The organism is Caulobacter sp. AVps18 (assembly GCF_058681425.1).
In genome coordinates this window covers 84,174-103,194 of record NZ_CM178737.1, presented here as the reverse complement: position 1 = coordinate 103,194, position 19,021 = coordinate 84,174, and the positions used below count along the sequence as shown (strand labels likewise).

Annotated in this window: 21 protein-coding genes; 9 read left to right on the top strand and 12 right to left on the bottom strand. The window is 66.3% G+C overall.

The window, feature by feature from the left end; all coding sequences use genetic code 11:
- The first annotated feature begins 77 nt into the window (after window positions 1-77).
- The 3 genes from ACW179_RS00405 (at window position 78) to ACW179_RS00395 (ending at window position 2,283) form a co-directional block, all read left to right on the top strand.
- Window positions 78-815, top strand: a complete 738-nt coding sequence (locus tag ACW179_RS00405; RefSeq protein WP_492061842.1) for a 3-deoxy-manno-octulosonate cytidylyltransferase — start codon at window positions 78-80, stop codon at window positions 813-815.
- Entirely contained in the window at window positions 812-1,660 is an 849-nt protein-coding gene (locus tag ACW179_RS00400; protein WP_492061839.1) for a prephenate dehydratase, read from the top strand. The genes ACW179_RS00405 and ACW179_RS00400 overlap by 4 nt, the downstream gene beginning before the upstream one ends.
- 206 nt (window positions 1,661-1,866) lie before the next feature.
- The gene (locus ACW179_RS00395; protein WP_492061837.1) at window positions 1,867-2,283 is read left to right on the top strand and encodes an MAPEG family protein; all 417 of its coding nucleotides are present in this window, start codon (window positions 1,867-1,869) and stop codon (window positions 2,281-2,283) included.
- Between the two features lie 173 nt (window positions 2,284-2,456).
- Here ACW179_RS00395 and nadC read toward each other — a convergent pair whose 3' ends face one another.
- Window positions 2,457-3,314, bottom strand: coding sequence for a carboxylating nicotinate-nucleotide diphosphorylase (nadC, locus tag ACW179_RS00390; protein ID WP_492061836.1), 858 nt, complete (start codon window positions 3,312-3,314; stop codon window positions 2,457-2,459).
- The gene (locus ACW179_RS00385) at window positions 3,296-3,925 is read right to left on the bottom strand and encodes a TetR/AcrR family transcriptional regulator (protein WP_492064367.1); all 630 of its coding nucleotides are present in this window, start codon (window positions 3,923-3,925) and stop codon (window positions 3,296-3,298) included. Before ACW179_RS00385 ends, nadC begins: the two co-directional genes overlap by 19 nt.
- Before the next feature lie 71 nt (window positions 3,926-3,996).
- On the opposite strand from ACW179_RS00385, the gene ACW179_RS00380 reads away from it, so the two are divergent.
- Window positions 3,997-4,593 carry a hypothetical protein gene (locus ACW179_RS00380; RefSeq protein ID WP_492061834.1) on the top strand — a complete coding sequence of 199 codons (597 nt, stop codon included), beginning with the start codon at window positions 3,997-3,999 and terminating at the stop codon, window positions 4,591-4,593.
- 20 nt (window positions 4,594-4,613) lie between these two features.
- Here ACW179_RS00380 and ACW179_RS00375 read toward each other — a convergent pair whose 3' ends face one another.
- Genes ACW179_RS00375 through nadA form a run of 3 tightly spaced genes read right to left on the bottom strand, consistent with a single transcriptional unit; the run spans window position 4,614 to window position 7,730 of the window.
- Complete coding sequence (locus tag ACW179_RS00375; RefSeq protein ID WP_492061832.1) at window positions 4,614-6,122, bottom strand: L-aspartate oxidase; 1,509 nt, start codon at window positions 6,120-6,122, stop codon at window positions 4,614-4,616.
- Window positions 6,115-6,624, bottom strand: a complete 510-nt coding sequence (locus ACW179_RS00370; RefSeq protein ID WP_492061830.1) for an O-acetyl-ADP-ribose deacetylase — start codon at window positions 6,622-6,624, stop codon at window positions 6,115-6,117. The genes ACW179_RS00375 and ACW179_RS00370 overlap by 8 nt, the downstream gene beginning before the upstream one ends.
- A gap of 2 nt (window positions 6,625-6,626) precedes the next feature.
- Window positions 6,627-7,730, bottom strand: a complete 1,104-nt coding sequence (gene nadA / locus ACW179_RS00365; protein ID WP_492061828.1) for a quinolinate synthase NadA — start codon at window positions 7,728-7,730, stop codon at window positions 6,627-6,629.
- A gap of 277 nt (window positions 7,731-8,007) precedes the next feature.
- On the opposite strand from nadA, the gene ACW179_RS00360 reads away from it, so the two are divergent.
- Both ACW179_RS00360 and ACW179_RS00355 read left to right on the top strand, forming a co-directional pair.
- Window positions 8,008-8,874 (top strand): dienelactone hydrolase family protein, encoded by an 867-nt coding sequence (locus tag ACW179_RS00360; protein WP_492061826.1) that lies wholly within the window; start codon window positions 8,008-8,010, stop codon window positions 8,872-8,874.
- Window positions 8,875-8,938: 64 nt separating this feature from the next.
- Complete coding sequence (locus tag ACW179_RS00355; protein WP_492061824.1) at window positions 8,939-9,751, top strand: toll/interleukin-1 receptor domain-containing protein; 813 nt, start codon at window positions 8,939-8,941, stop codon at window positions 9,749-9,751.
- 55 nt (window positions 9,752-9,806) lie between these two features.
- On the opposite strand, the gene ACW179_RS00350 is transcribed toward ACW179_RS00355, so the two are convergent.
- The 4 genes from ACW179_RS00350 to ACW179_RS00335 form a co-directional block, all read right to left on the bottom strand.
- Window positions 9,807-10,124, bottom strand: coding sequence for a helix-turn-helix domain-containing protein (locus ACW179_RS00350; protein WP_492061822.1), 318 nt, complete (start codon window positions 10,122-10,124; stop codon window positions 9,807-9,809).
- Window positions 10,125-10,151: 27 nt separating this feature from the next.
- A complete protein-coding gene (locus tag ACW179_RS00345) occupies window positions 10,152-10,553 on the bottom strand; it encodes a type II toxin-antitoxin system HicB family antitoxin (protein ID WP_492061820.1) in 402 nt (133 codons plus the stop codon).
- Window positions 10,554-10,585: 32 nt separating this feature from the next.
- Entirely contained in the window at window positions 10,586-10,774 is a 189-nt protein-coding gene (locus ACW179_RS00340; RefSeq protein ID WP_492061818.1) for a type II toxin-antitoxin system HicA family toxin, read from the bottom strand.
- A 114-nt stretch (window positions 10,775-10,888) separates the two neighbouring features.
- Complete coding sequence (locus tag ACW179_RS00335) at window positions 10,889-13,273, bottom strand: hybrid sensor histidine kinase/response regulator (RefSeq protein ID WP_492061816.1); 2,385 nt, start codon at window positions 13,271-13,273, stop codon at window positions 10,889-10,891.
- 75 nt (window positions 13,274-13,348) lie between these two features.
- Here ACW179_RS00335 and ACW179_RS00330 point away from each other — a divergent pair, with 75 nt between their 5' ends.
- From ACW179_RS00330 to ACW179_RS00320, 3 genes are all read left to right on the top strand, one after another.
- Window positions 13,349-13,828: a Dps family protein gene (locus tag ACW179_RS00330; protein WP_492061814.1), complete on the top strand. Its 480-nt coding sequence runs from the start codon at window positions 13,349-13,351 to the stop codon at window positions 13,826-13,828.
- A gap of 17 nt (window positions 13,829-13,845) precedes the next feature.
- Complete coding sequence (locus ACW179_RS00325) at window positions 13,846-15,000, top strand: cell wall hydrolase (protein ID WP_492061812.1); 1,155 nt, start codon at window positions 13,846-13,848, stop codon at window positions 14,998-15,000.
- A gap of 119 nt (window positions 15,001-15,119) precedes the next feature.
- On the top strand, window positions 15,120-15,743 hold the full coding sequence (locus ACW179_RS00320) for a hypothetical protein (RefSeq protein WP_492061810.1): 624 nt from the start codon (window positions 15,120-15,122) through the stop codon (window positions 15,741-15,743).
- 280 nt (window positions 15,744-16,023) lie between these two features.
- Here the strand turns inward: ACW179_RS00320 and ACW179_RS00315 are convergent, their stop codons facing one another.
- The 3 genes from ACW179_RS00315 to ACW179_RS00305 form a co-directional block, all read right to left on the bottom strand.
- A complete protein-coding gene (locus ACW179_RS00315) occupies window positions 16,024-16,644 on the bottom strand; it encodes a hypothetical protein (protein WP_492061808.1) in 621 nt (206 codons plus the stop codon).
- Between the two features lie 642 nt (window positions 16,645-17,286).
- On the bottom strand, window positions 17,287-18,402 hold the full coding sequence (aroB, locus tag ACW179_RS00310; RefSeq protein ID WP_492061806.1) for a 3-dehydroquinate synthase: 1,116 nt from the start codon (window positions 18,400-18,402) through the stop codon (window positions 17,287-17,289).
- Entirely contained in the window at window positions 18,399-18,968 is a 570-nt protein-coding gene (locus ACW179_RS00305) for a shikimate kinase (RefSeq protein ID WP_492061804.1), read from the bottom strand. Before ACW179_RS00305 ends, aroB begins: the two co-directional genes overlap by 4 nt.
- Between the last annotated feature and the right edge of the window lie 53 nt (window positions 18,969-19,021).

Below are 19,021 nucleotides of genomic sequence, written 5' to 3'. Positions count from 1 at the left end.
GCTCGCGCCTTTTGTTGCGCTCGCGTCTCTTACACGCTACCGCCCCTCGCGCAACCGGGCAGGAGCGATTTGCGATCATGAACCCTATCGTCCTGATCCCCGCGAGGATGGCTGCGACCCGCCTTCCGAACAAGCCGCTGGCCGATATCGGCGGTCTGCCGATGATCGTGCGGGTGTTAAACCAGGCCCTGAAGGCTGATATCGGCCCCGTGGCGGTGGCGGCGGGCGATCCAGAGATCGTCGAGGCCGTACGTGCGGCAGGTGGTCGCGCCGTGCTGACTGATCCGGCCTTGCCGTCTGGCTCCGACCGAATCCTGGCCGCCCTCGCGCAGCTGGATCCTCGATGTGAGCACGATGTGGTGATCAACCTGCAGGGCGACATGCCCTTCGTCGATCCGTCGGTTCTGTCGGCCTGCGCCGGCCTTCTGCAAGACTTCGGCGATTGCGACATCGCCACCGTCGTGGCCGCTGAAGCCTCCGAGGCCGATCGGACCAATCCCGATGTGGTCAAGGCCGTGCTGGCGATGGAGGACGACGGCCAAAGCGGCCGCGCGCTCTATTTTACCCGCTCCACCCTCTATGGCGACGGCCCGGTCTGGCGCCACATCGGCATCTACGGTTATCGCCGCGAGGCGCTGGAGGCGTTCAACGCCGCCTCGCCGTCGCCGTTGGAAAAGCGCGAGAAGCTGGAGCAGCTGCGCGCCATGGAGCTGGGCATGACGATCCGCGCCGCCGTGGCCCCCGAAGCGCCCATCTCCGTCGATAACCCCTCAGATCTCGAAGCCGCCCGTATTCAGGCTGGAAAACAAGCATGAGCATCCTCAAGAAGATCGCCTTCCAGGGCGAGCCCGGCGCCAACAGCCACGAGGCCTGCCGCACCTTTTTCCCCGACTACGAGGCCTATCCCTGCGCGACCTTCCAGGAGGCGTTCGAGGCCATCAAGACCGGCGTCTGCGCTCTGGGCATGATCCCGATCGAGAACTCGATCGCCGGCCGGGTCGCCGACGTGCACCACCTGCTGCCGGAAGCGGGACTGAAGATCATCGGCGAGCTGTTCAAGCCGATCCGCTTCCAGCTGATGGCCAACAGGGGCGTCAAACTGGCTGACATCAAGGTGGTGGCCTCGATGCCCATCGCCCTGGCCCAGTGCCGCAACAGCCTGCGCAAGCTGGGTGTAACCACCGAGGCGGCCGGCGACACGGCCGGTGCGGCCAAGGCCCTGGCCCTCAATCCCGATCCGACGCGCGGCGCGGTCGCCCCCGCCCTGGCCGCCGAGATCTATGGCCTCGACATCCTGGCCGGCGATATCGAGGACGAGCGCCACAACACCACCCGCTTCCTGGTGATGACGGCTGAGGCCAACCCGACCCCGCCGCCCTTCACCCATCGCTGCGTGACCAGCTTCGTGTTCAAGGTCCGCAACCTGCCCGCCGCGCTCTACAAGGCCATGGGCGGGTTCGCGACCAATGGCGTCAACATGACCAAGCTGGAAAGCTACATGGAGAACGGGGCCTTCACGGCCACCTTCTTCTATGCCGAGGTCGACGGCCGCCCCGAGGACCGCAACCTTGCCCTGGCCTTCGATGAGCTGGCGTTCTTCTCGGAGAAGTTCGAGATCCTGGGGGTCTATCCGGCGGACCCGTTCCGGGACCGGACGTAGCTCTTAGATCCTCCCCTTTTGGGGGAGGACGGCCCGAAGGGCCCGGAGGGGGCTAGCGCGGCTTTGGCCGGAAGAGCCCCCTCAGTCGCTCCGCGACAGCTCCCCCAGAGGGGGAGCATCTACATCCCCCAACGGCAAGCTTCGCAATAACCCCGTTCTGCGCCTAACCTCCCCGCACAACCAAAACGTCCGGGGAGGGACGCTCCATGAATACGATGATCGCGCCGGTGATGGCGCTGGTGGGCTGGTCTCTGCTGATCTGGCTGTGGATGTATGCGCGCCGCATTCCGGCGATGCTGAAGGCCGGGATCAAGCCGCAGGACGCGGCCTTTCCGGGTTCGCTGGACGTGCTGCCCGCCGGCCCGCGCCAGGCAGCCGACAACTACAACCACCTGATGGAGCAACCGACCATCTTCTACGCCGCCGCCCTGGCCATCGCGGTCGCGGGGCACGCCGACGGCTGGGCCGTGCACTTTGCCTGGGTCTATGTCGGTCTGCGGGTGGCGCACAGCCTGGTGCAGGTGAGCGTCAACAACGTCAATCTTCGGTTCCTGCTGTTCGTGCTGTCGACCATCACCCTGGCGGTGATGGTGGTGCGGGAGCTGCTGAAGCTGTTGGCGTGACCAAAAACCTTGTCATCCCGGCCCCTCGGGTCGCGCGAAGCGCGCGCCCAAGGGTAAACTCCGCGAAGCGGAGCGCCGGGACCCAGGGGCCAACGCAGCGCCGCTGCCCCTGGGTCCCGGATAGCCTCTACGAGGCTTCCGGGATGACAATATTTGGGGCTATTTGAAGCGCCCTAAACCGCGTCCAGTCCGATATCCAGCACCGACGCCGAGTGGGTCAGGGCCCCGACGCTGATCACGTCCACGCCGGTTTCGGCTATGGCCCGCACGGTGGTCAGGTTGACGCCGCCCGAAGCCTCCAGCACCGCCCGGCCCTTGGCCAGCAAGACAGCGGTCCGCAGGTCATCGAGGCTGAAATTGTCCAGCATCACCACATCGGGACCGTGCTTCAGCGCGTCTTCCAACTGATCCAGGCCATCGACCTCGACCTCGACCTTGACCAGATGGCCGGCAAAGGCCCGGGCGCGCCTCACGGCTTCGCCAACGCTGCCACAGGCGGCGACGTGGTTGTCCTTGATCAGGATGGCGTCATCCAGGCCGAAGCGATGATTGATCCCGCCGCCGCAGCGCACGGCGTACTTTTCCAGCGCCCGCAGGCCCGGCGTCGTCTTGCGGGTGTCGACGATGGTCGCCCCCGTGCCCTCAACCAGCCGCACATAGGCCCGCGTCAGGGTGGCGATGCCCGACAGCCGGCCCAGCAGGTTCAGCCCCGTGCGCTCGGCGATCAGCACGGCGCGCGCATTGCCCTCGGCCCGGGCCAGGACCGCGCCCGGCGTCACGTCGGCGCCGTCGGGCGTGACGACCTCGAAGGTCGCAGTCGGATCCATCGCCGCCAGGGCGAGGCGCGCGCACGACAGGCCCGAGACCCGGCCGTCCTGTCGGCTGACCCAGGCGACCGAGAGTCGCGCGTCCGCGTCGATGCAGGCCTGGCCGGTGATGTCGCCGGCGCGTCCCAGGTCTTCGGCCAGAGCAAGATCGACGATCGGACGGACGAGCAGGTCGTCCAGCGGACTCAAGGCAACGGCAGCCATTGGGTTTCCTTCAGGGGCGCGCCGGCGCCCGACAGCAGAGCTTGGGTGAGGGTGCGGGTGGCGCGGCGCACCTCGACGCCGGCGGCCTGTGGATCGGCCGAGGCGGCGATGCGCAGCGCGCCCTGGACGAAGGCGCCAAACAGCAGGTGCGCCAGGGCCGGCACGACGTCGGGCTCGATCAGCCGCTCGTCGGCCAGATGGCTCAGCGCGTGGGCGATCAGCCCGACGCCGACCGGTTCCTGCAGAGCGATCCAGCCGTCGACCCCCAGCACCGTCAGGCCGTCGACCAGCAGCAGGCGCCGCGCGTCGGGGGCGTCGTAGGCGTCGTATAGGCGATCCCCGCCGATGACGATCTCGTCCAGGTGATGGGCGGATTGGCCCATGCTGGCGGTCTCGACCCGGTCGCGGACATCGGCCAGCACCGCCTCGCAGGCGGCGCGGAACAGGTCGGTCTTGTCCTTGAACTGGTAGTAGACCGCGCCCTTGGTCAGGCCTGCGGCGGCTGCGATCTCATCGACCGAGACGCCCTCGTAGCCGCGCTCGGCGAACAAGGCGCGCGCGTGGGCGACCAGGCGCTGGCGGTTGGTGAGCGGCGGATGGCTTGACGTCATACTCACGGTATGATCCTCATACTCTCGGTATGACAAGCGCCGAAGCGCGCGGAAACCGGGGAGACGGCGACATGAAGATCTCGACGCCCGCCATCGTGGCGGCGACCTTTCTGGCGGGCCTGTCGATCGGCGCCCTGGGCTTCGCGGCAGGGGGCGGCTGGACACTGGACGGGGCGTTGATGGCCACGCGCCTGACCGCGCGGTTCTCGTTTCCGATCTTCCTGCTGGCCTGGACGGCGTCGGCGTGGGCGAGCCTGTTTCCCGGCGGCTGGCGCACGGCGCTGCTGCGCCGGCGTCGCGCGGTCGGCCTGTCCTTCGCCGCCGCCCATGGCGTGCATCTGGGCTTCATCGTGATCGCCCTGAACGTCTTCGGGCATCCGGCGCCGATGGTCAGTCTCTACGGCGGCGGCTTCGTCTATCTGCTGATCGCCGCCATGGCGCTTACCTCGAACGACGCGGCTGTGCGTTGGCTGGGCCCCGACCGCTGGAAGGCGCTGCATAGCTTCGGCGGGGTCGCGATCCTGGCGGTCTTCATCAAGAGCTATGGCGGTCGCCTGATGACCCAGCCGATGCTGGCCATTCCCGCCCTGGCGCTGATCCTGCTGGCGATCGGCCTCAAGTTCAGCGCCTGGCGGCGTCGGCGCGCCCGCGCGGTCCAGGCCGCCTGAACGCGCGACGCGACGCGGGATCAAGCCGCCCGCCGGCGCAACGCCCCGGCGGACTCCAGCGTGACGAAGGTGCGGACGGCCTCGCCGGTCGCCGGGAAGTCCGAGCGGTAGTGGCCGCCTCGGCTTTCGCGGCGGGCCAGGGCGCCGTCGACGATCAGGCGCGCGGCGACCACGGTGGGGCAGGGGCCGTAGGCGGCCTCCAGCGCCTCGACCTGGGTCAGCAGCCGCGCCAGACCCGCCGCCTCGCGCAGCACGCCCGCGTCACGGCTCATGGCCTGGCGCAGGGTCTGGAGGGCGGCTTCGGGCAGGTCGGGCAGGGGCGTGAGGTCGACCGGTTCGCCGCCGGCCGTCCCCTCCGCCGCCGCCGCGCGTCCGGCGCGGGCGCCGAAGACGGCCGCTTCCAAGAGGCTGTTGGAGGCCAGGCGGTTGGCGCCCTGGACGCCGGTCGAGGCGCACTCGCCCGCAGCGTAGAGGCCCGGCAGGCTGGCGCGGCCGTCTAGATCGGTGGCCACCCCGCCCATGTGATAGTGCACGGCGGGCGTGACAGGGATCATCTGCCGGCGCGGATCGATGCCCGCGCTCATGCAGGCCTCGAACACGGCCGGGAACTCATGGGGGAAGTGCGCCCCGACGGCCTGCGTCGCGTCGAGGAACGCCCCGCGACCGGCCGCGCGCTCGGCGTGCAGGGCGCGGGCCACGACGTCGCGCGGGGCCAGCTCCTTGGCCGGATGGTAGTCGGCCATGAAGGCGCGGCCGTCCTTGTCGCGCAGGATCGCGCCCTCGCCGCGCAGGGCCTCGGTCGCCAGCGGGGCGGGGTCGCGGCCGATGTCGATGGCGGTGGGGTGGAACTGCACGAACTCGGGATCGGCGATGGTGGCCCCGGCCAAAGCGGCCAGACCCAGGCCCTCGCCCCGCACCTGCGCCGGGGTGGTGGTGACGGCATAGAGGCCGCCGATGCCGCCGGTGGCCAGGATCACGGCGGGGCTCAGAATCTCGACCAGCCGGCCGTTGATCTCTGCAATCAGCCCAACGACGCGACCTGTCGCGTCCTGAAGAAGCCGGCGGGCGCGGGCGTTTTCGCGGATCTCGATGGAGGGCGTGGCGCGCACGGCGGCGATGACGGCGGCCATGATCGCCGCGCCGGCCCCGTCGCCGCCGACGCGGGCGACCCGGGCCTTGCTGTGGGCGGCCTCGAGGCTGAGCACGAAGTCCTCGCCCGTCTTGTCGAACGGCGCGCCGAGGGCGGCCAGGGCCCGCACGGCGGCGGGGCCCTCGCGGGTCAGCAGGGCCACGGCCTGCGGATCGCACAGGCCGGCCCCGGCGGCCAGGGTGTCGGCCGCGTGCAGTTCGGGGGCGTCGTCGCGTGACAGCGCCGCCGCCATGCCGCCCTGCGCCCAGGCGCTGGAGCAACCGGTCGCCAGCGGGGTGGGCGACAGGACGAGAGCCTTCTTCGCCGCAAGGGCGGAGCTTAGCCCGGCGAGGCCCGCCCCGAGGATCACGGGGCCGTCGAAGGTGAGGCGGTCAAACATGGATCAACTCCATAGCCGCGCTGTGAAGCTCGGCGGATGCCTGATCAAAGCAACAGAAGATCACGTCAGACGGCTCTTGCCCGTCGAACGCGGCGACAGTACGGACCGCGATTTCGGCTGCGCGATCAGCCGGGAAGCGGAAAATTCCGGTCGAGATGGCTGGAAAGGCGATGGTGTCCAAGCGCTTGGCTGAGGCGATTTCTAGCGACCGGCGATAGCAGCTCGCCAGCAGTTCGGGCTCTCCTTTGTCGCCGCCATTCCAGACTGGTCCGACCGTGTGAATGATCCAGCGCGCCGGCAATCTGAAGCCTTCGGTCAGCTTGGCATCGCCGGTCTTGCAGCCATTCAGCATGCGACCCGCGATGGCGAGTTCCTTGCCCGCCTTGCGGTGGATTGCGCCATCAACGCCTCCACCGCCCTGAAGGCTCGAATTGGCGGCGTTGACGATGGCGTCCACGTCCAAGGTCGTGATGTCGGCCAGGACCACGCTCACGCGAGGCATGGTCAGATCAGCTCCACGTCCACGTGATGGCGGGCCTTCACGAGGTCGTAGCGGGCGGGGACCAGGGGCGGGGGCAGGTCGATCATGCGCTGCACAGCCAGGCGCGCGGCCTTGGCGATGCGCGGATCCACCGTCACCTCGTAGCGGTCGTAAACCAGGGCATCGTGGATGTTCTGCAGGGTGATGCGCTTCATGTGCGGGCACATGTTGCAGGGTCCGATGAACTGGGTGTCGGTCGACTCCGCCTGGACGTTGGAGGCCATCGAGCACTCGGTGATCAGCACCACCTGTTTGGGTTTGCGCAGGGCGACATAGTCGTTCATCGCCGCCGTCGAGCCCGCGAAGTCGGCCGCCTCGAGGATCTCGGCCGGGCATTCGGGGTGGGCCAGGATCTCGGCACCCGGATAGGCGGCCCGCATCTCGGCGATGTCGGCGGCGGTGAAGCGCTCATGCACCTCGCAGCGGCCCGCCCAGGCGATGATCTTGACGTTGGTCTGGCGGGCCACATTGCGAGCCAGATATTCGTCGGGGATCAGGATCACCTTGTCGGTGCCCCATTCCCGCGCGGCCCACTCTACCACCTGTACGGCATTGGCGCTGGTGCAGCAGATGTCGGTCTCGGCCTTCACGTCGGCGGTGGTGTTGACATAGGTGACCACCGGCACCCCCGGATAGCGGGCCTTGATCATCCGCACATCGGCCCCGGTGATCGAGGAGGCCAGCGAGCAGCCGGCCAGCAGGTCGGGGATCAGCACGCGCTTTTCGGGGGCCAGCACCTTGCTGGTCTCGGCCATGAAGTGGACGCCCGCCTGGATGATCACGGCCGCGTCGCACTTGGCCGCCTCGCGGGCCAGGCCCAGGCTGTCGCCCACGAAATCCCCGACCCCGTGGAAGATCTCGGTGGTCATGTAGTTGTGGGCCAGGATGACGGCGTTCTTCTCGCGCTTAAGCCGGTTGATCTCGGCGATCAGGGGCGCGTGCAGCCGCCACTCCATCGGCGTGATGTGGCCCTTGACCTTCTCCCAGACGTCGCGGGTTTCCGCCTCGACGGCGGGGGTGAACTCGCCAAAGGCCTGTTCGGCGGGCGTTGCGAAACCATCAGCCATCTGAACCTCGCTTATGCTCAATGTGAGCATTTGTAGGGCCTCAAAAAACGCCGGGGCGGTGGTGATCGTTCCCGACGTCCGACTTATGCTGAAATTGAGCATAAGTGCTGAAAGACATATAGACCGTTGTGATGCGATTGCAAAGGGGATGTTGCAGTCACACCCGGCGACCTGCGATGCGGATGGCCGCAGGGCCTTCCCTTCGGCGGAAATCGCGGCGACAGTCCGGCCACATTTTCGGGCGGCTGGCCCGACGCGTTCCCACGGAGACCCTGTCATGTGTGACGACGACATCCACCCCGGTCTGGTTGTTGACCCCACCGTTTCGCGCCGCACCTTTGGCCTGATGGCCGTGGCGGGCGTCGGCGTAGCCACCGCCGCCCGGGCCGCCGGCGCGCCGGTGGTCGAGAAGGACGTCGAGATCAAGACCGCCGACGGGGTGGCCGACGCGGCCCTCTACTATCCCGAAGGCAAGGGTTCCTGGCCCGCCGTGCTGCTGTGGCCCGACGTCATGAGCCTGCGCCCGGCCTTCCGCGAGATGGGCCGCCGGCTGGCCTCGTCGGGCTATGTGGTGCTGGTGCCCAACCTCTATTACCGGGCCAAGAAGGCCCCGGTCATCGACGGGGCGTTCAACTTCGCCAACCCCGATGACCGCGCCAAGATCATGCCGCTGCGCGCCACGGTGACGCCCGAGGGCACAGATCGCGACTCGGTGGCCTATCTGGCCTTCCTCGACGCCCAGCCCCAGACCAATCGCAAGAAGAAGGCCGGCGTGCAGGGCTATTGCATGGGCGGCCTGCTGTCGGTCCGCACCGCCGCCGCTGTGCCTGACCGCATCGCCGCCGTCGCCAGCTTCCACGGCGGCGGCATGGTCACCGACGCCCCCACCAGCCCCCACCTGCTGCTGCCCAAGACCAGGGCCGAATACCTGATCTGCGTCGCCGAAAACGACGACCAGCGCGACCCTGCCGACAAGGAAAAGCTGAAAGCCGCCCTCGATGCGGCGGGCCGGCCCAACAAGCTGGAAGTCTATGCCGGCGCCGCCCACGGCTGGACCGTCCCCGGCGGCCAGGTGTTCAACCCGCCCGCAGCCGAGAAGGCGTGGGCGGAACTGCTGGCGCTTTATGGGCGGGTGCTGGGGTAGTTTACTGCGTTGGGAATGAAATATTCTGCGTGGATAAATTCCTATTTCAATGGTGTATTGATAAATGATATTTCTCAGCTGGTCTGGACAGAAGAGCAAATCTGTCGCGGAATGCCTATCTAGCTTAATTAGAAAAATTCTGCCTGAGGCGGAAATATTTATCTCGACAGAAGCTGTCCAGGGTGGGGAGCTCTGGTTTCCGGCAATATATGATGCTTTAGATCAAGGCGCTGCGGGAATTCTGGTGGTCACAAAGGAAAATATCCGAAGGCCTTGGATACACTTCGAGGCGGGGGCCTTGGCCAAGGGTGTTGGTCAGAGGCGCGTTATGCCTTTGCTTTGTGATGTTTCTATTGGGGATTTAAAAGATACGCCGCTCACTCATTTTCAAGCTTCTGCCCTAGATCGTAATGGAGCTTTGGAGGCAATAAAGCTCGTTCGCGAAATTATGAAATCAAAGATCAGTGATGCAGACTTTTCTGAGTCATTCGACGTTTGGTGGTCGAAAAAAGAGGCGGAAATCTCTTCATTGATTAATGACGACAAAAATGAGGAAATTGTAGAAAAATCTGCAACGATTGATGATGTTGCGGCTTTGATTGTTCAAATGGATCGGCAATTGCGAAGTTTCGTAAATGAGTTCGGGGCTGGTGGCGTGGCGGCAGCTATTCAAGGGCAAGGTTCACTCGCGACTATGAACTTGGAGGATCTAGCTGTTATTTCCGATGAAGAAGGTACGTTTAAGTCAATTGTAAATAGAAAAAATTACAGATATGGCGGCAGCAAGTTAATGGAAGCGCTAATTAACAACGTTAGGGCGCGTGAGGAATCTACGGCTGCTTTGCGCAAGTCCAATTTAGAGGGTGGCCTGGAGTAATGTGAATTCGGAAATATTCCATATATTAGTATTGTAATTTTTCTTGTGGGCTTGCTCACCCCGCCCCCAATCCCCCAAACATATCCCCCGCCACGCCCAACTCCCGCGCCAACCGCTCCAGTACCTGCGCTGATCCCTTGCGTTCGCGAGCTTCCAGCGCCGACAGGAAGCTCTGGGCAATACCGGCGCGTTCGGCGAGCTCGACCTGGGTCAGCCCGCGATACTTTCGCCAGGCGCGCAGCAGGCTGTCGCCCTTGAGAAACGCCGCGCTGACCTCGGCGGGCAGAACCGCCGAGCCCTCAAAATCCGCCTTTGCGGAGTCGTAGGCCGCCACGTCGGCGGCATCCTGCGCGGCTTTGCGGGACGTTTGCATTGGGCTTTCCTGAGTTTGCTGGCCGCTTCAGGCCAAAGACGGCAGCACCCGTCGCGCCATGATCTCCACCAACCCCGACCGTGTGACGCCCAGGCGTGAGGCTTCGGCGTCGATGGCTGCGAGCATGCCGGAGTCCAGCGACAGGTTGACCCGCACAGGCCGCGACACCTCGCGCACCAGGGCGACCGAGGCCAGCACGCCACCGTCCAGGAGGTCTTGGCGGTAGTCGGCGTGGAGTTGGGCCGCACTGGATGGAACGGGCATTTCACGTCCGCGCGCTTCATGGGTTTCAGCCCAGTCGCGCAAGGCCTCGCCAGCATTGGCCAGGGCCTCGTCCAGCGTCTCACCCATTGCCGTACAGCCGGGAAGGTCGGGGAAAGCGACGCCGTAGGCTCCGGCCTCTCCGTCGATCAGGGCGTGATAGCGCATGCGGCCTCCGTGCGCGTTCGGCGAGGCCGGCACTACCAGCCCGCCGCCTTCATGATGTTTCTCGCGACGCCCAGCGACAGCGTCTTGTGACGCGGCACGATGATCGCGTGATCAACGCCCGTTTTCTCGAACTTGTCGTGCTTTGCGCCGCCGAGGTTATGCCACCCGTCCGCTTCGAGCCTGCGTATGATGGCGCCACGGTTTGTCTCAACGCCCGGCATTCTAGCCTCTGTGTGTAAATAAATACACAAAAAACCGACTTCGCCAGCCTTAAGCGCATCGAAATACAATCCTAGGGCGTTCTTTGTGGATTGAAAGTGAGATCCGATAGCCCCTCAGGCCCCCTGCGCCTCGGTCAGGGCCCTGGCCAGGTTGTCCAGCGAGAAGGGCTTGCTCAGGAACGGCCAGGGGCCGGCGCTGGCGCGGGCCTGGTCGCCGCCGGTATAGCCCGAGCAGAGCACCACGGGCAGACCGGGGCGGGTCTTGGCAAGATGCTCGGCCAGGTCCACGCCGCTGCGGCCGCCGGGCATGATCACGTCGCTGAGCACCAACTGGATGGCGGTGTCCTGGTCCAGGCGCTCAAGCGCCTCGGCCACGCAGCCGGCCCGCACCACCGAGTGGCCCAGGTCATGCAACATCGCGCCGACCAGTTCGGCCACCTGGGGGTCATCCTCGACCAGCAGCACCCGGGCGGGGGTTTGGCCCGTGATATGATCAACGCGAGGGCCGGTCTCGCCGTCGGCGGGCGTCTGGGCGATGGGCAGCAGCATGATGATCGACGCGCCCTGGCCCGGGCGGCTCTCGATATCTACCGTGCCGCCGCTCTGGCGGGTGAAGCCATAGACCTGCGACAGGCCAAGGCCGGTGCCCTCGCCGGGCGGTTTGGTGGTGAAGAACGGCTCGACCGCGCGGGCCACGGTCTTGGCGTCCATGCCCGAGCCGGTGTCGGTGACGGCGATGCGCAGATACTGGCCCGGAGGCAGCTCGCCCATGGCCGCTTCGAGCGAGACGGGGCGGGTCTCGATGGTCACCTCGCCGCCGGCCGGGGTGGCGTCGCGGGCGTTGACCACCAGGTTGAGCAGGGCCGCCTCGAACTGGCCCGCATCGACCAGGGCGCAGCGCACCCCGCCGCCCAGCCGCAGGCTAAACCCATAGGCATCGCCCAGGGCCCGGCGCAGCAGGCCTTCGCTCTCGGCGATCATCCGGTCGATGGCGCGCACCTGCGGCCTCAGGGGCTGGCGGCGGGCGAAGGCCAGAAGGTGCTGGGTCAGCTTTTCCCCGCGCCTGGCGGCGGCCAGGGCGGCGGCCAGCATCCGCTCGCGCCGCGGGGCGTCGTCGGGATGACGGTCCACCACGTCCAGCGCGCCGATGATCACTGTCAGCAGGTTGTTGAAATCGTGCGCCACCCCGCCAGTCAGTTGACCGATGGCCTCCAGCTTCTGCGACTGGAAGAGGGCGGCCTGGGCCTGGTCGCGCTCGGCCATGGCGGCCTGCACACGGTCGGCCAGTAGTTCGTTGACGCCGGCCAGGTCGGCCTCGGCCTGCTTGGCCTCGGTGATGTCGAAGGCTATGCCGATGAAGCCGTCAAACTCGCCGCCGGGCGCCATGCGGGGTTGGGAGAACGACTTGAGCCAGCGCATCTCGCCATCGGCCCGTCTATAGCGGCCCTCGAGCGAGAAGGGGCGGCGCGAACCCTCACCCGCAATCTGGCCCCTGAGGATGGCCGGCAGGTCGCGCGGGTCCAGCCGGGTGCGCCAGTCCAGGGCCAGGGCCTCGTCATAGGTGACGCCGGCGAAGTCGACATAGGCCTTGTTGACAAGAGCCCGCCGGCCATTGATCTCCGACACCCACATCAGGGCCGGAGCGCTGTCGGCCAGGCTGCGGAAGCGGAGCTCGCTCTCGCGCAAGCGCTCCTCGTCGCGGCGGCGGCTGGTGACGTCGAAGTTCAGGCCCAGCATCCGCACCGCGCGGCCGGCCTCGTTGCGCTGCACCTGGCCGCGCCCATGGACCCAGCGCTCGCCCTGGCTCAGGTCCGCCAGGCGATACTCCACCTCATAGGTGCTGCCCTGGCGCACAGCGGCCCGCAAGCGCTCGCGCACCATGTCACGATCGTCAGGATGAACATGGGCGGCAAGGGCCTCCCAGTCGATGGGGTCATCGGGCGACAGGCCCAGGTTCAGCCGTGCTGCGGGCGACAGATGCAGGTTGTCGGAAACGATATCCCAGTCCCACGGGCCGACCCCGGCCGCTGACTGGGTGACCTGCAGGCGCATCTCGGCGTCCTGCTGCTCGATGCGGGCCTTGGCCAGGCCCCGGACCGCGCTGCGCAGACCCTCGGATACCAGGATTGTGGCCCCGGCCGAGGTCAGGAACATCACCAGGGTGGCGATTTCGTCTTCCGCCAGTCCCTGGCCATAGCGGCCGCCCCACAGCCACCAGCCAAAGAGCGCTCCGCTGGCGATGGGAACCAGACCCCAGCGCCAGCCGGCATACAGCGTGACCAGCACCATGGCCGGGAAAAAGGGCTGGGTCGCGCCCACCCCGCTGCTCAGGCCCAGCAGGGTGATTCGCATCAGGACGGCGGCGGCCACGGCGATGATCGCCGCCATGGCGCAGTGCCAGAAGGGCGGTGGAACCGGGGGGATCAGCCAGGCGCTTATCAACCCGTGAATCCGGTCGGGCTCTTCAGCGTTACGCGGTGGGGCGTCTCGAGGCGCCATTGTCGCTCTCCGGCCAAACAAGGCTTGCCAAGAGCATGGACGAGCTTACCTAGAACACCAACACGGGAGATTATCATGGCTGCCACCCCGAACACCGGACTGACCGCCAGGCAGCGCGGCGAGATCGCCGCCGGCCTGAACAAGGTGCTGGCCGACAGCTACGCGCTCTACCTCAAGACGCATGGCTATCACTGGAACGTCAGGGGCCCCAACTTCCAGTCCCTGCACGTTTTGCTGGAAGGTCAGTACACCGAAGAGTGGACCGCGTTGGACGCCATCGCCGAGCGCATTCGCGCTCTGGGTGAGTTGGCCCCGCAGGGCTACGCCGCCTTCGGAAATCTTTCCAGCATCAAGGACGGCGACCCCGAACAGGACTGGGAAGGGATGCTCGCGGAGCTGAAGACCGACAACGAGACGGTCATCGCTACCCTGCGCGCCGCCTTCCCTGCCGCTGACGAGGCGGGCGATGAGGCCACCGCCGACCTGCTGACCCAGCGCCTGCAAGCCCACGAAAAACATGCCTGGATGATCCGCGCCACCTTGGGCGGCAAGTAGCGCCAGGGGCTCGCTCCATGAGCGCGCCCGCGCCACGGGGCCTTGTGGGGGCCGCCGTCGGACTGATGGTCCTCGGCGGCCTTGCCGCCTGCGCCACCTTCTATCTGCCGCGTGGCTCGGGCCGGGCGGAGGGCGTGGCCAGTCTGACGCGCGGTTTCTCCGACGCCCATCTGGCCCGTTACGCTGCCGATATGGACGTGGCCATGCTGGCCCTGGCCCGCCGGCACGATCCTCGGCCCCATGTCGACTATTGGGGGCGGGTGCCCGGCTGGGAGCGGCTGGACCTCGCCGAAATCCCAAGGTTTGGCGATGCGACCGCCGATTTCGACACAGCCCGGCTGATCAATGCGCTGCGCGGTCCTGCCCCGCTGCCGATCGACCCCGCCCAGCCCTTCGTGCTCAGGGCCTCGGCCAGCGACAGCGTCAAGGCCCTGCGCTGCCTGACCGAGGCGGTCTATTACGAGGCCGCGTTCGAACCCCTGGCCGGGCAGGAGGCCGTGGCCCAGACGGTGCTTAACCGCCTGCGCCATGCGGGCTATCCCAAGTCGATCTGCGGCGTGATCTATGAGGGCGCGGCGCGCTCGACCGGCTGCCAGTTCAGCTTCACCTGCGACGGCGCCCTGGCGCGCGAGCCCAATCCGGTGCTGTGGACTAAAGCCCAGGCCGTGGCCCGCCGGGCCCTGAACGGCTTTGTCATGAAGGATGTGGGCGTCGCCACCCACTATCACGCCAGCTATGTTTCGCCCTACTGGGCACCCACCCTGGTCAAGCTGCGGCAGGTGGGGCAACACATCTTCTATCGCTGGACCGGCCCGTCAGGCACGCTGGCGGCGTTCAGGGGCAAGTATCGCGGCGGCGAGGACGTGACCGCCGACATCCTGCTGGCCGCTGACGCCCGCACCCTGGAAGCCGCCCCGCCCGAGGTGCTGGCCGCCGGCACCGCGCTCAGCCCCGCTGCCCTGGCCCGGGCCGAGGCCGCCGGCGTCAGCGCCGCTGCCCTCGCCCCCCGGGCCCGCCTCGTGGCCATCCCCGACGCCTCGGCCCCCGGCGGCGAACGCATCCGCTTCGAAGGCGTGGTGGCGGGCCGGCGGATTCCGACGCCGGACGAGGTTGAGAAGATCAACAAGTCGCTGGAGAGCCTGGCCAAGGAACTGGCAGATCCGCCGCGATAACCGCGCCGGCGCGTCTGCGGGGGTGAGGGCGGGGCTGCGGGCGCGGACGCCGGTCGGTTTGCAGGCGACAGCTTGAGCGCGCCCAAATACGGTGTTGGCTTGCCGTTCGGGAGGCCCGGTTGAGCGCGTTCGAGTTCTTTTTCAGCTTCTACGGGCTGCTTCTCGGCCTTTCGGTCGCCGAACTGGTAGGCGGCTTTTCGCGTGTCCTGCATGAGCGCCAGCGGGTGCGCTTTGGCTGGCTGACGCCGCTGCTCGCGCTCTTCGTCGCCGTCGATCTGGTGACCTTCTGGAACCAGGCGTGGGTGTTCTTTCGGGGCGCGCCGTTCAATCCGGTCCTGCTGTTGCTGGGCCTGGTCATTGCCGCGACATTTTACATCGCCGCGAGCGTGACCTTTCCACGGGTCAGCGCCGAGGGCGTTGAGACGCGGATCGATCTGGACGAACATTTCTGGGCGCATCGGGGGCTGGTTTTCGGGTGCGTGCTGGCGGCCAACGCCATGGTCTGGTTGTTGCTCGCAGCCCTGGCCCTGTCTGACCCCGCCTGGGCTGCGGTGTGGACGCCCCGGATTATCGTCGGTGTGGTGGTCTTTGCCCTTTGTACTTCAGTGGCGGCCTTCGCCAGAAACCGACGCGTCGTCATCGCCGCGCTCATCCTGGTTCTGGCCTACACCCTTTGGAACATGGTCCGGGCCGCCGGCATTCTCCTGGCCTCAGATGGATGGTTGCCTGCGATTGGCAATTGAGGGGCCGCGGTCGAGGTCTTCCCGTTCAGTTCAGTCCACCGTGGGTCCAGGCTGTGTGAACACTGCCACGGGCGAGGCCTGATGGTGCGGTGCGGGGTAAAGTGTTGGTTCGAAAATCGCGGGGGGCGGGGTTTTTGCGCAGCCTCGGTTGCAAACCGATCTGAGCCCGCTGCCCGAAACTGGACGGCCGACCATCGCCTGATAAGCGGACCTCGCAAACGTCCGAGAAGGGTGGTTTGCGGCCCTAGGCCCTCATCGCCCGCTTTGTCGGACGGGAGCCTTAGTCCTTTGGCCGAATTTCTAACTGAAAAATCAGTGTCGTCGGGCCGAATTCCACTTGGATAGAATCGACAGCGACGGAGCGCGGGCGAAGTCCTCGCTTTACATCCTCACCTCGTAAGGATGCTTGCTCAACGCGCTTCCGCGTCCCTTGAGCATTCTGATACCATATCCAAGGAACGCCTTGCTGTACCTGTGGGCTACCAACCGCCATGAACTGTTCGAGGCGGTTCATCATGTCGCTGTCGCCTGGAGCCAAGCCGATGCCGCATACTTCATTTGAAAATCCGGCAATACCGCTCGGTGAAGTGCCTGTCAGTACAGTAAATATAGTCCCATCGACGCCCTTCCCCAGCATCGCAGCATCTTCGGCCTTGACCTTGTTAGCCGCCTGAACGGAAATTTCCGTCGGCATATAGAAAAAGCCCATTTCTCTCGCCATTTCTCTCGCGGAGAGATGATCTTTTGTTTTAACGCATATACGATCAAATAAATCTAAAGCAATCTGCGTCGCATCCGTCGCAGCTATTTTACTGTTTTGGTCGGATGAGAGTTTCGATTGAGCTGAAACAGACGAGCCGAATAGCAGCATACCTAAAGTAATAACGACAGTAGCGCGCATCGTACTTTTCCCTGCGACCGATGTTGACAGATAGCTTGGCCTTACGCGCGTGTCGAGTATCGACAAGTCAGGACGATGGTGCCCGACTGAACGTGTCCGCTCAGGATCGGGAACGGAATCAGGTGTCGCTGATTCAGGACGTTGGGCCTTGGCCCACAAGCGGACTAAGTGAGAGTCGTAGAAGGGTCGGGAGCGGAAATGAGCCCGCCGCCCGAAACCGGACCTTCCACGATCACCCTGGAAGCGGACCCAGCGAATGTCTGACAAGGGTGGAAGGTGGACGCTCGAAGTTCTAAGATTGGGCTGTGCCCGACGAACACATCCTTGGCAGTTTTGAGCGACCTGACGGCAAAGAACGCGTTGTTGTGGTTCGCCGTGGCGACGGCCTCACCACCTATCGCAGGCAGTCAAAAAGCGCTGCATCGAGCGCATGGGGCGTCGCTGGTCCCGACTGCGGTATCTATGATGATGAAAGCTCGGCTCTCGCCGAAGTACGAGCCCGGGTTTGGTGGTTGGCGGTCGAAGGCTCTTCGAGCTGACGTCCGCTCAGGGTCGAAAGCGGGCTTTGGGTCTCCGCCCAAAGCCCGCCGCCCTGTGGATAACTTTCCGAAGCTGGCAACCTGAGCCCGCGCCGTCCAGACATCAGGTGCCAGCGGCACCGTCCTCGATCAGGAAGGCCCGTAGCGCCGCGCGGTCGACGTCCCTGGCCACGAAGGCCTCGCCGATGGCGCGGACCAGGACGAAGGTCAGGGTTCCGCCTTCGGCCTTCTTGTCCTGGCCGCAATGGGCGATCAGGGCGTCGGCGCTGAAGGGCTCCGGCCGCACATCGCTCATGCGGGTGGGCAGGCCGGCGGCCTTGATGGCGGCCTCGGCGCGGACGGCGTCCTGGGCCGAGCACAGCCCCTGCCTGGCCGAAAACCGGAAGGCCTGGGCCATGCCCACCCCGACGGCCTCTCCGTGTTTCAGGGCATCGCCAAAGCCCATCTCGGCCTCGATGGCGTGGCCGAAGGTGTGGCCCAGATTGAGCAGGGCCCGGCGGCCGGCTTCCTTCTCGTCCTCGGCGACGATTTGCGCCTTCATCTCGACGCTGCGGCCCACGGCCCGGACGAGGGCGGCGGTGTCGCGCTCCAGCACGTCGCTGACGTTAGCCTCAAGCCATTCGAAGAAGGCGAAGTCGCCCAGCAGGCCATACTTGACCACCTCGGCATAGCCACAGGCCATTTCGCGGCCGGGCAGGGTGGCCAGGATGTCCAGATCGGCCAGGACCAGGCGCGGCTGGTGGAAGGCCCCGATCAGGTTCTTGCCGCGCGGGGTGTCGATGGCCGTCTTGCCGCCCACCGAGCTGTCGACCTGGGCCAGCAGGGTGGTGGGGATCTGGATGAAGTCCATACCGCGCTTGTAGATGGCGGCGGCAAAGCCGGTCAGGTCGCCGATCACCCCGCCGCCGAAGGCGATGATCATGTCGCCGCGCTCCAGCCCCAGGGCCAGCAGCTGATCGGACAGATCGGCCAGGCCGGCAAAGCTCTTGGTTTCTTCGCCGGGCGGCAGCACGATGACGTCCACCGCGATCCCGGCCTTTTCCAGGGCCGCCGACAGCCGTTCGCCGTGATGCTCGCCGACGATGGAGTCGGTGACGATGGCGGTGCGCTTGCGCTTGAGCAGGGGTGCGACGGCCTCGCCCGCCCGGTCGATCAGCCCCGTGCCGATCACCACGTCATAGGCGCGCTCGCCCAGCCCCACGGAAACGGTCTTGATCATGGCTGGAAGGACTCCTGGTCCTGGCGGTCGCGCAGCGCCTTGATCACGGCGTCCACCGCCACGGCGTGCGGCGTATCGCCGGTCTGAACATGCAGATGGGCCTGCGAATAGGCTGGATAACGGGCCTGGGCCAGTTCGGTCAGAACCTCGACAGGATTGCGGTTCTTGAGCAGGGGGCGGGTGTCCTTGCGGCCGACCCGGCGGGCCAGCAGCTCGACATCGGCCTTCAGCCACACCGAGATGGCGTGTTCGTTGATCAGGGCCCGGGTCTCGTCATTGACGAAGGCTCCGCCGCCGGTAGCCAGCACGTGCGGCGGCTCTTCCAGCAGGCGGGCGATGACCCGGCGCTCGCCGTCGCGAAACGCGGCCTCGCCCAGCTCGGCGAAGATTTCGGGGATCGAGCGGCCGGCGGCGTCCTCGACCTCGTTGTCGGCGTCGCGGAAGGGCATGTCCAGCGCCGTGGCCAGGCGGCGGCCTACGCTGGACTTGCCCACGCCCATCAAGCCCACCAGCACGATGGTGCGGTTGCGCAAGGACAGGAGGGGGGAAAGTGTGTCGGCGGTCATGATGCGGTCGCGGGTTTACACGAGGCTTGGCCGATGCGCCAAGTTTCACTGAA

Excerpts from the sequence above, each read along its gene's own strand:
- nadA (WP_492061828.1), bottom strand. The coding sequence starts at position 7,730 with ATGGCTGATGGTTTCGCAACGCCCGCCGAACAGGCCTTTGGCGAGTTC.
- ACW179_RS00330 (WP_492061814.1), top strand. The coding sequence starts at position 13,349 with ATGGCTGCCACCCCGAACACCGGACTGACCGCCAGGCAGCGCGGCGAG.
- ACW179_RS00380 (WP_492061834.1), top strand. The coding sequence starts at position 3,997 with ATGAAGATCTCGACGCCCGCCATCGTGGCGGCGACCTTTCTGGCGGGC.
- ACW179_RS00355 (WP_492061824.1), top strand. The coding sequence starts at position 8,939 with ATGATATTTCTCAGCTGGTCTGGACAGAAGAGCAAATCTGTCGCGGAA.
- ACW179_RS00360 (WP_492061826.1), top strand. The coding sequence starts at position 8,008 with ATGTGTGACGACGACATCCACCCCGGTCTGGTTGTTGACCCCACCGTT.
- ACW179_RS00315 (WP_492061808.1), bottom strand. The coding sequence starts at position 16,644 with ATGCGCGCTACTGTCGTTATTACTTTAGGTATGCTGCTATTCGGCTCG.
- ACW179_RS00305 (WP_492061804.1), bottom strand. The coding sequence starts at position 18,968 with ATGACCGCCGACACACTTTCCCCCCTCCTGTCCTTGCGCAACCGCACC.
- ACW179_RS00340 (WP_492061818.1), bottom strand. The coding sequence starts at position 10,774 with ATGCCGGGCGTTGAGACAAACCGTGGCGCCATCATACGCAGGCTCGAA.
- aroB (WP_492061806.1), bottom strand. The coding sequence starts at position 18,402 with ATGATCAAGACCGTTTCCGTGGGGCTGGGCGAGCGCGCCTATGACGTG.
- ACW179_RS00405 (WP_492061842.1), top strand. The coding sequence starts at position 78 with ATGAACCCTATCGTCCTGATCCCCGCGAGGATGGCTGCGACCCGCCTT.
- ACW179_RS00370 (WP_492061830.1), bottom strand. The coding sequence starts at position 6,624 with ATGCCTCGCGTGAGCGTGGTCCTGGCCGACATCACGACCTTGGACGTG.
- ACW179_RS00345 (WP_492061820.1), bottom strand. The coding sequence starts at position 10,553 with ATGCGCTATCACGCCCTGATCGACGGAGAGGCCGGAGCCTACGGCGTC.
- ACW179_RS00335 (WP_492061816.1), bottom strand. The coding sequence starts at position 13,273 with ATGGCGCCTCGAGACGCCCCACCGCGTAACGCTGAAGAGCCCGACCGG.
- ACW179_RS00325 (WP_492061812.1), top strand. The coding sequence starts at position 13,846 with ATGAGCGCGCCCGCGCCACGGGGCCTTGTGGGGGCCGCCGTCGGACTG.
- ACW179_RS00385 (WP_492064367.1), bottom strand. The coding sequence starts at position 3,925 with ATGACGTCAAGCCATCCGCCGCTCACCAACCGCCAGCGCCTGGTCGCC.
- ACW179_RS00375 (WP_492061832.1), bottom strand. The coding sequence starts at position 6,122 with ATGTTTGACCGCCTCACCTTCGACGGCCCCGTGATCCTCGGGGCGGGC.
- ACW179_RS00350 (WP_492061822.1), bottom strand. The coding sequence starts at position 10,124 with ATGCAAACGTCCCGCAAAGCCGCGCAGGATGCCGCCGACGTGGCGGCC.
- ACW179_RS00395 (WP_492061837.1), top strand. The coding sequence starts at position 1,867 with ATGAATACGATGATCGCGCCGGTGATGGCGCTGGTGGGCTGGTCTCTG.
- nadC (WP_492061836.1), bottom strand. The coding sequence starts at position 3,314 with ATGGCTGCCGTTGCCTTGAGTCCGCTGGACGACCTGCTCGTCCGTCCG.
- ACW179_RS00400 (WP_492061839.1), top strand. The coding sequence starts at position 812 with ATGAGCATCCTCAAGAAGATCGCCTTCCAGGGCGAGCCCGGCGCCAAC.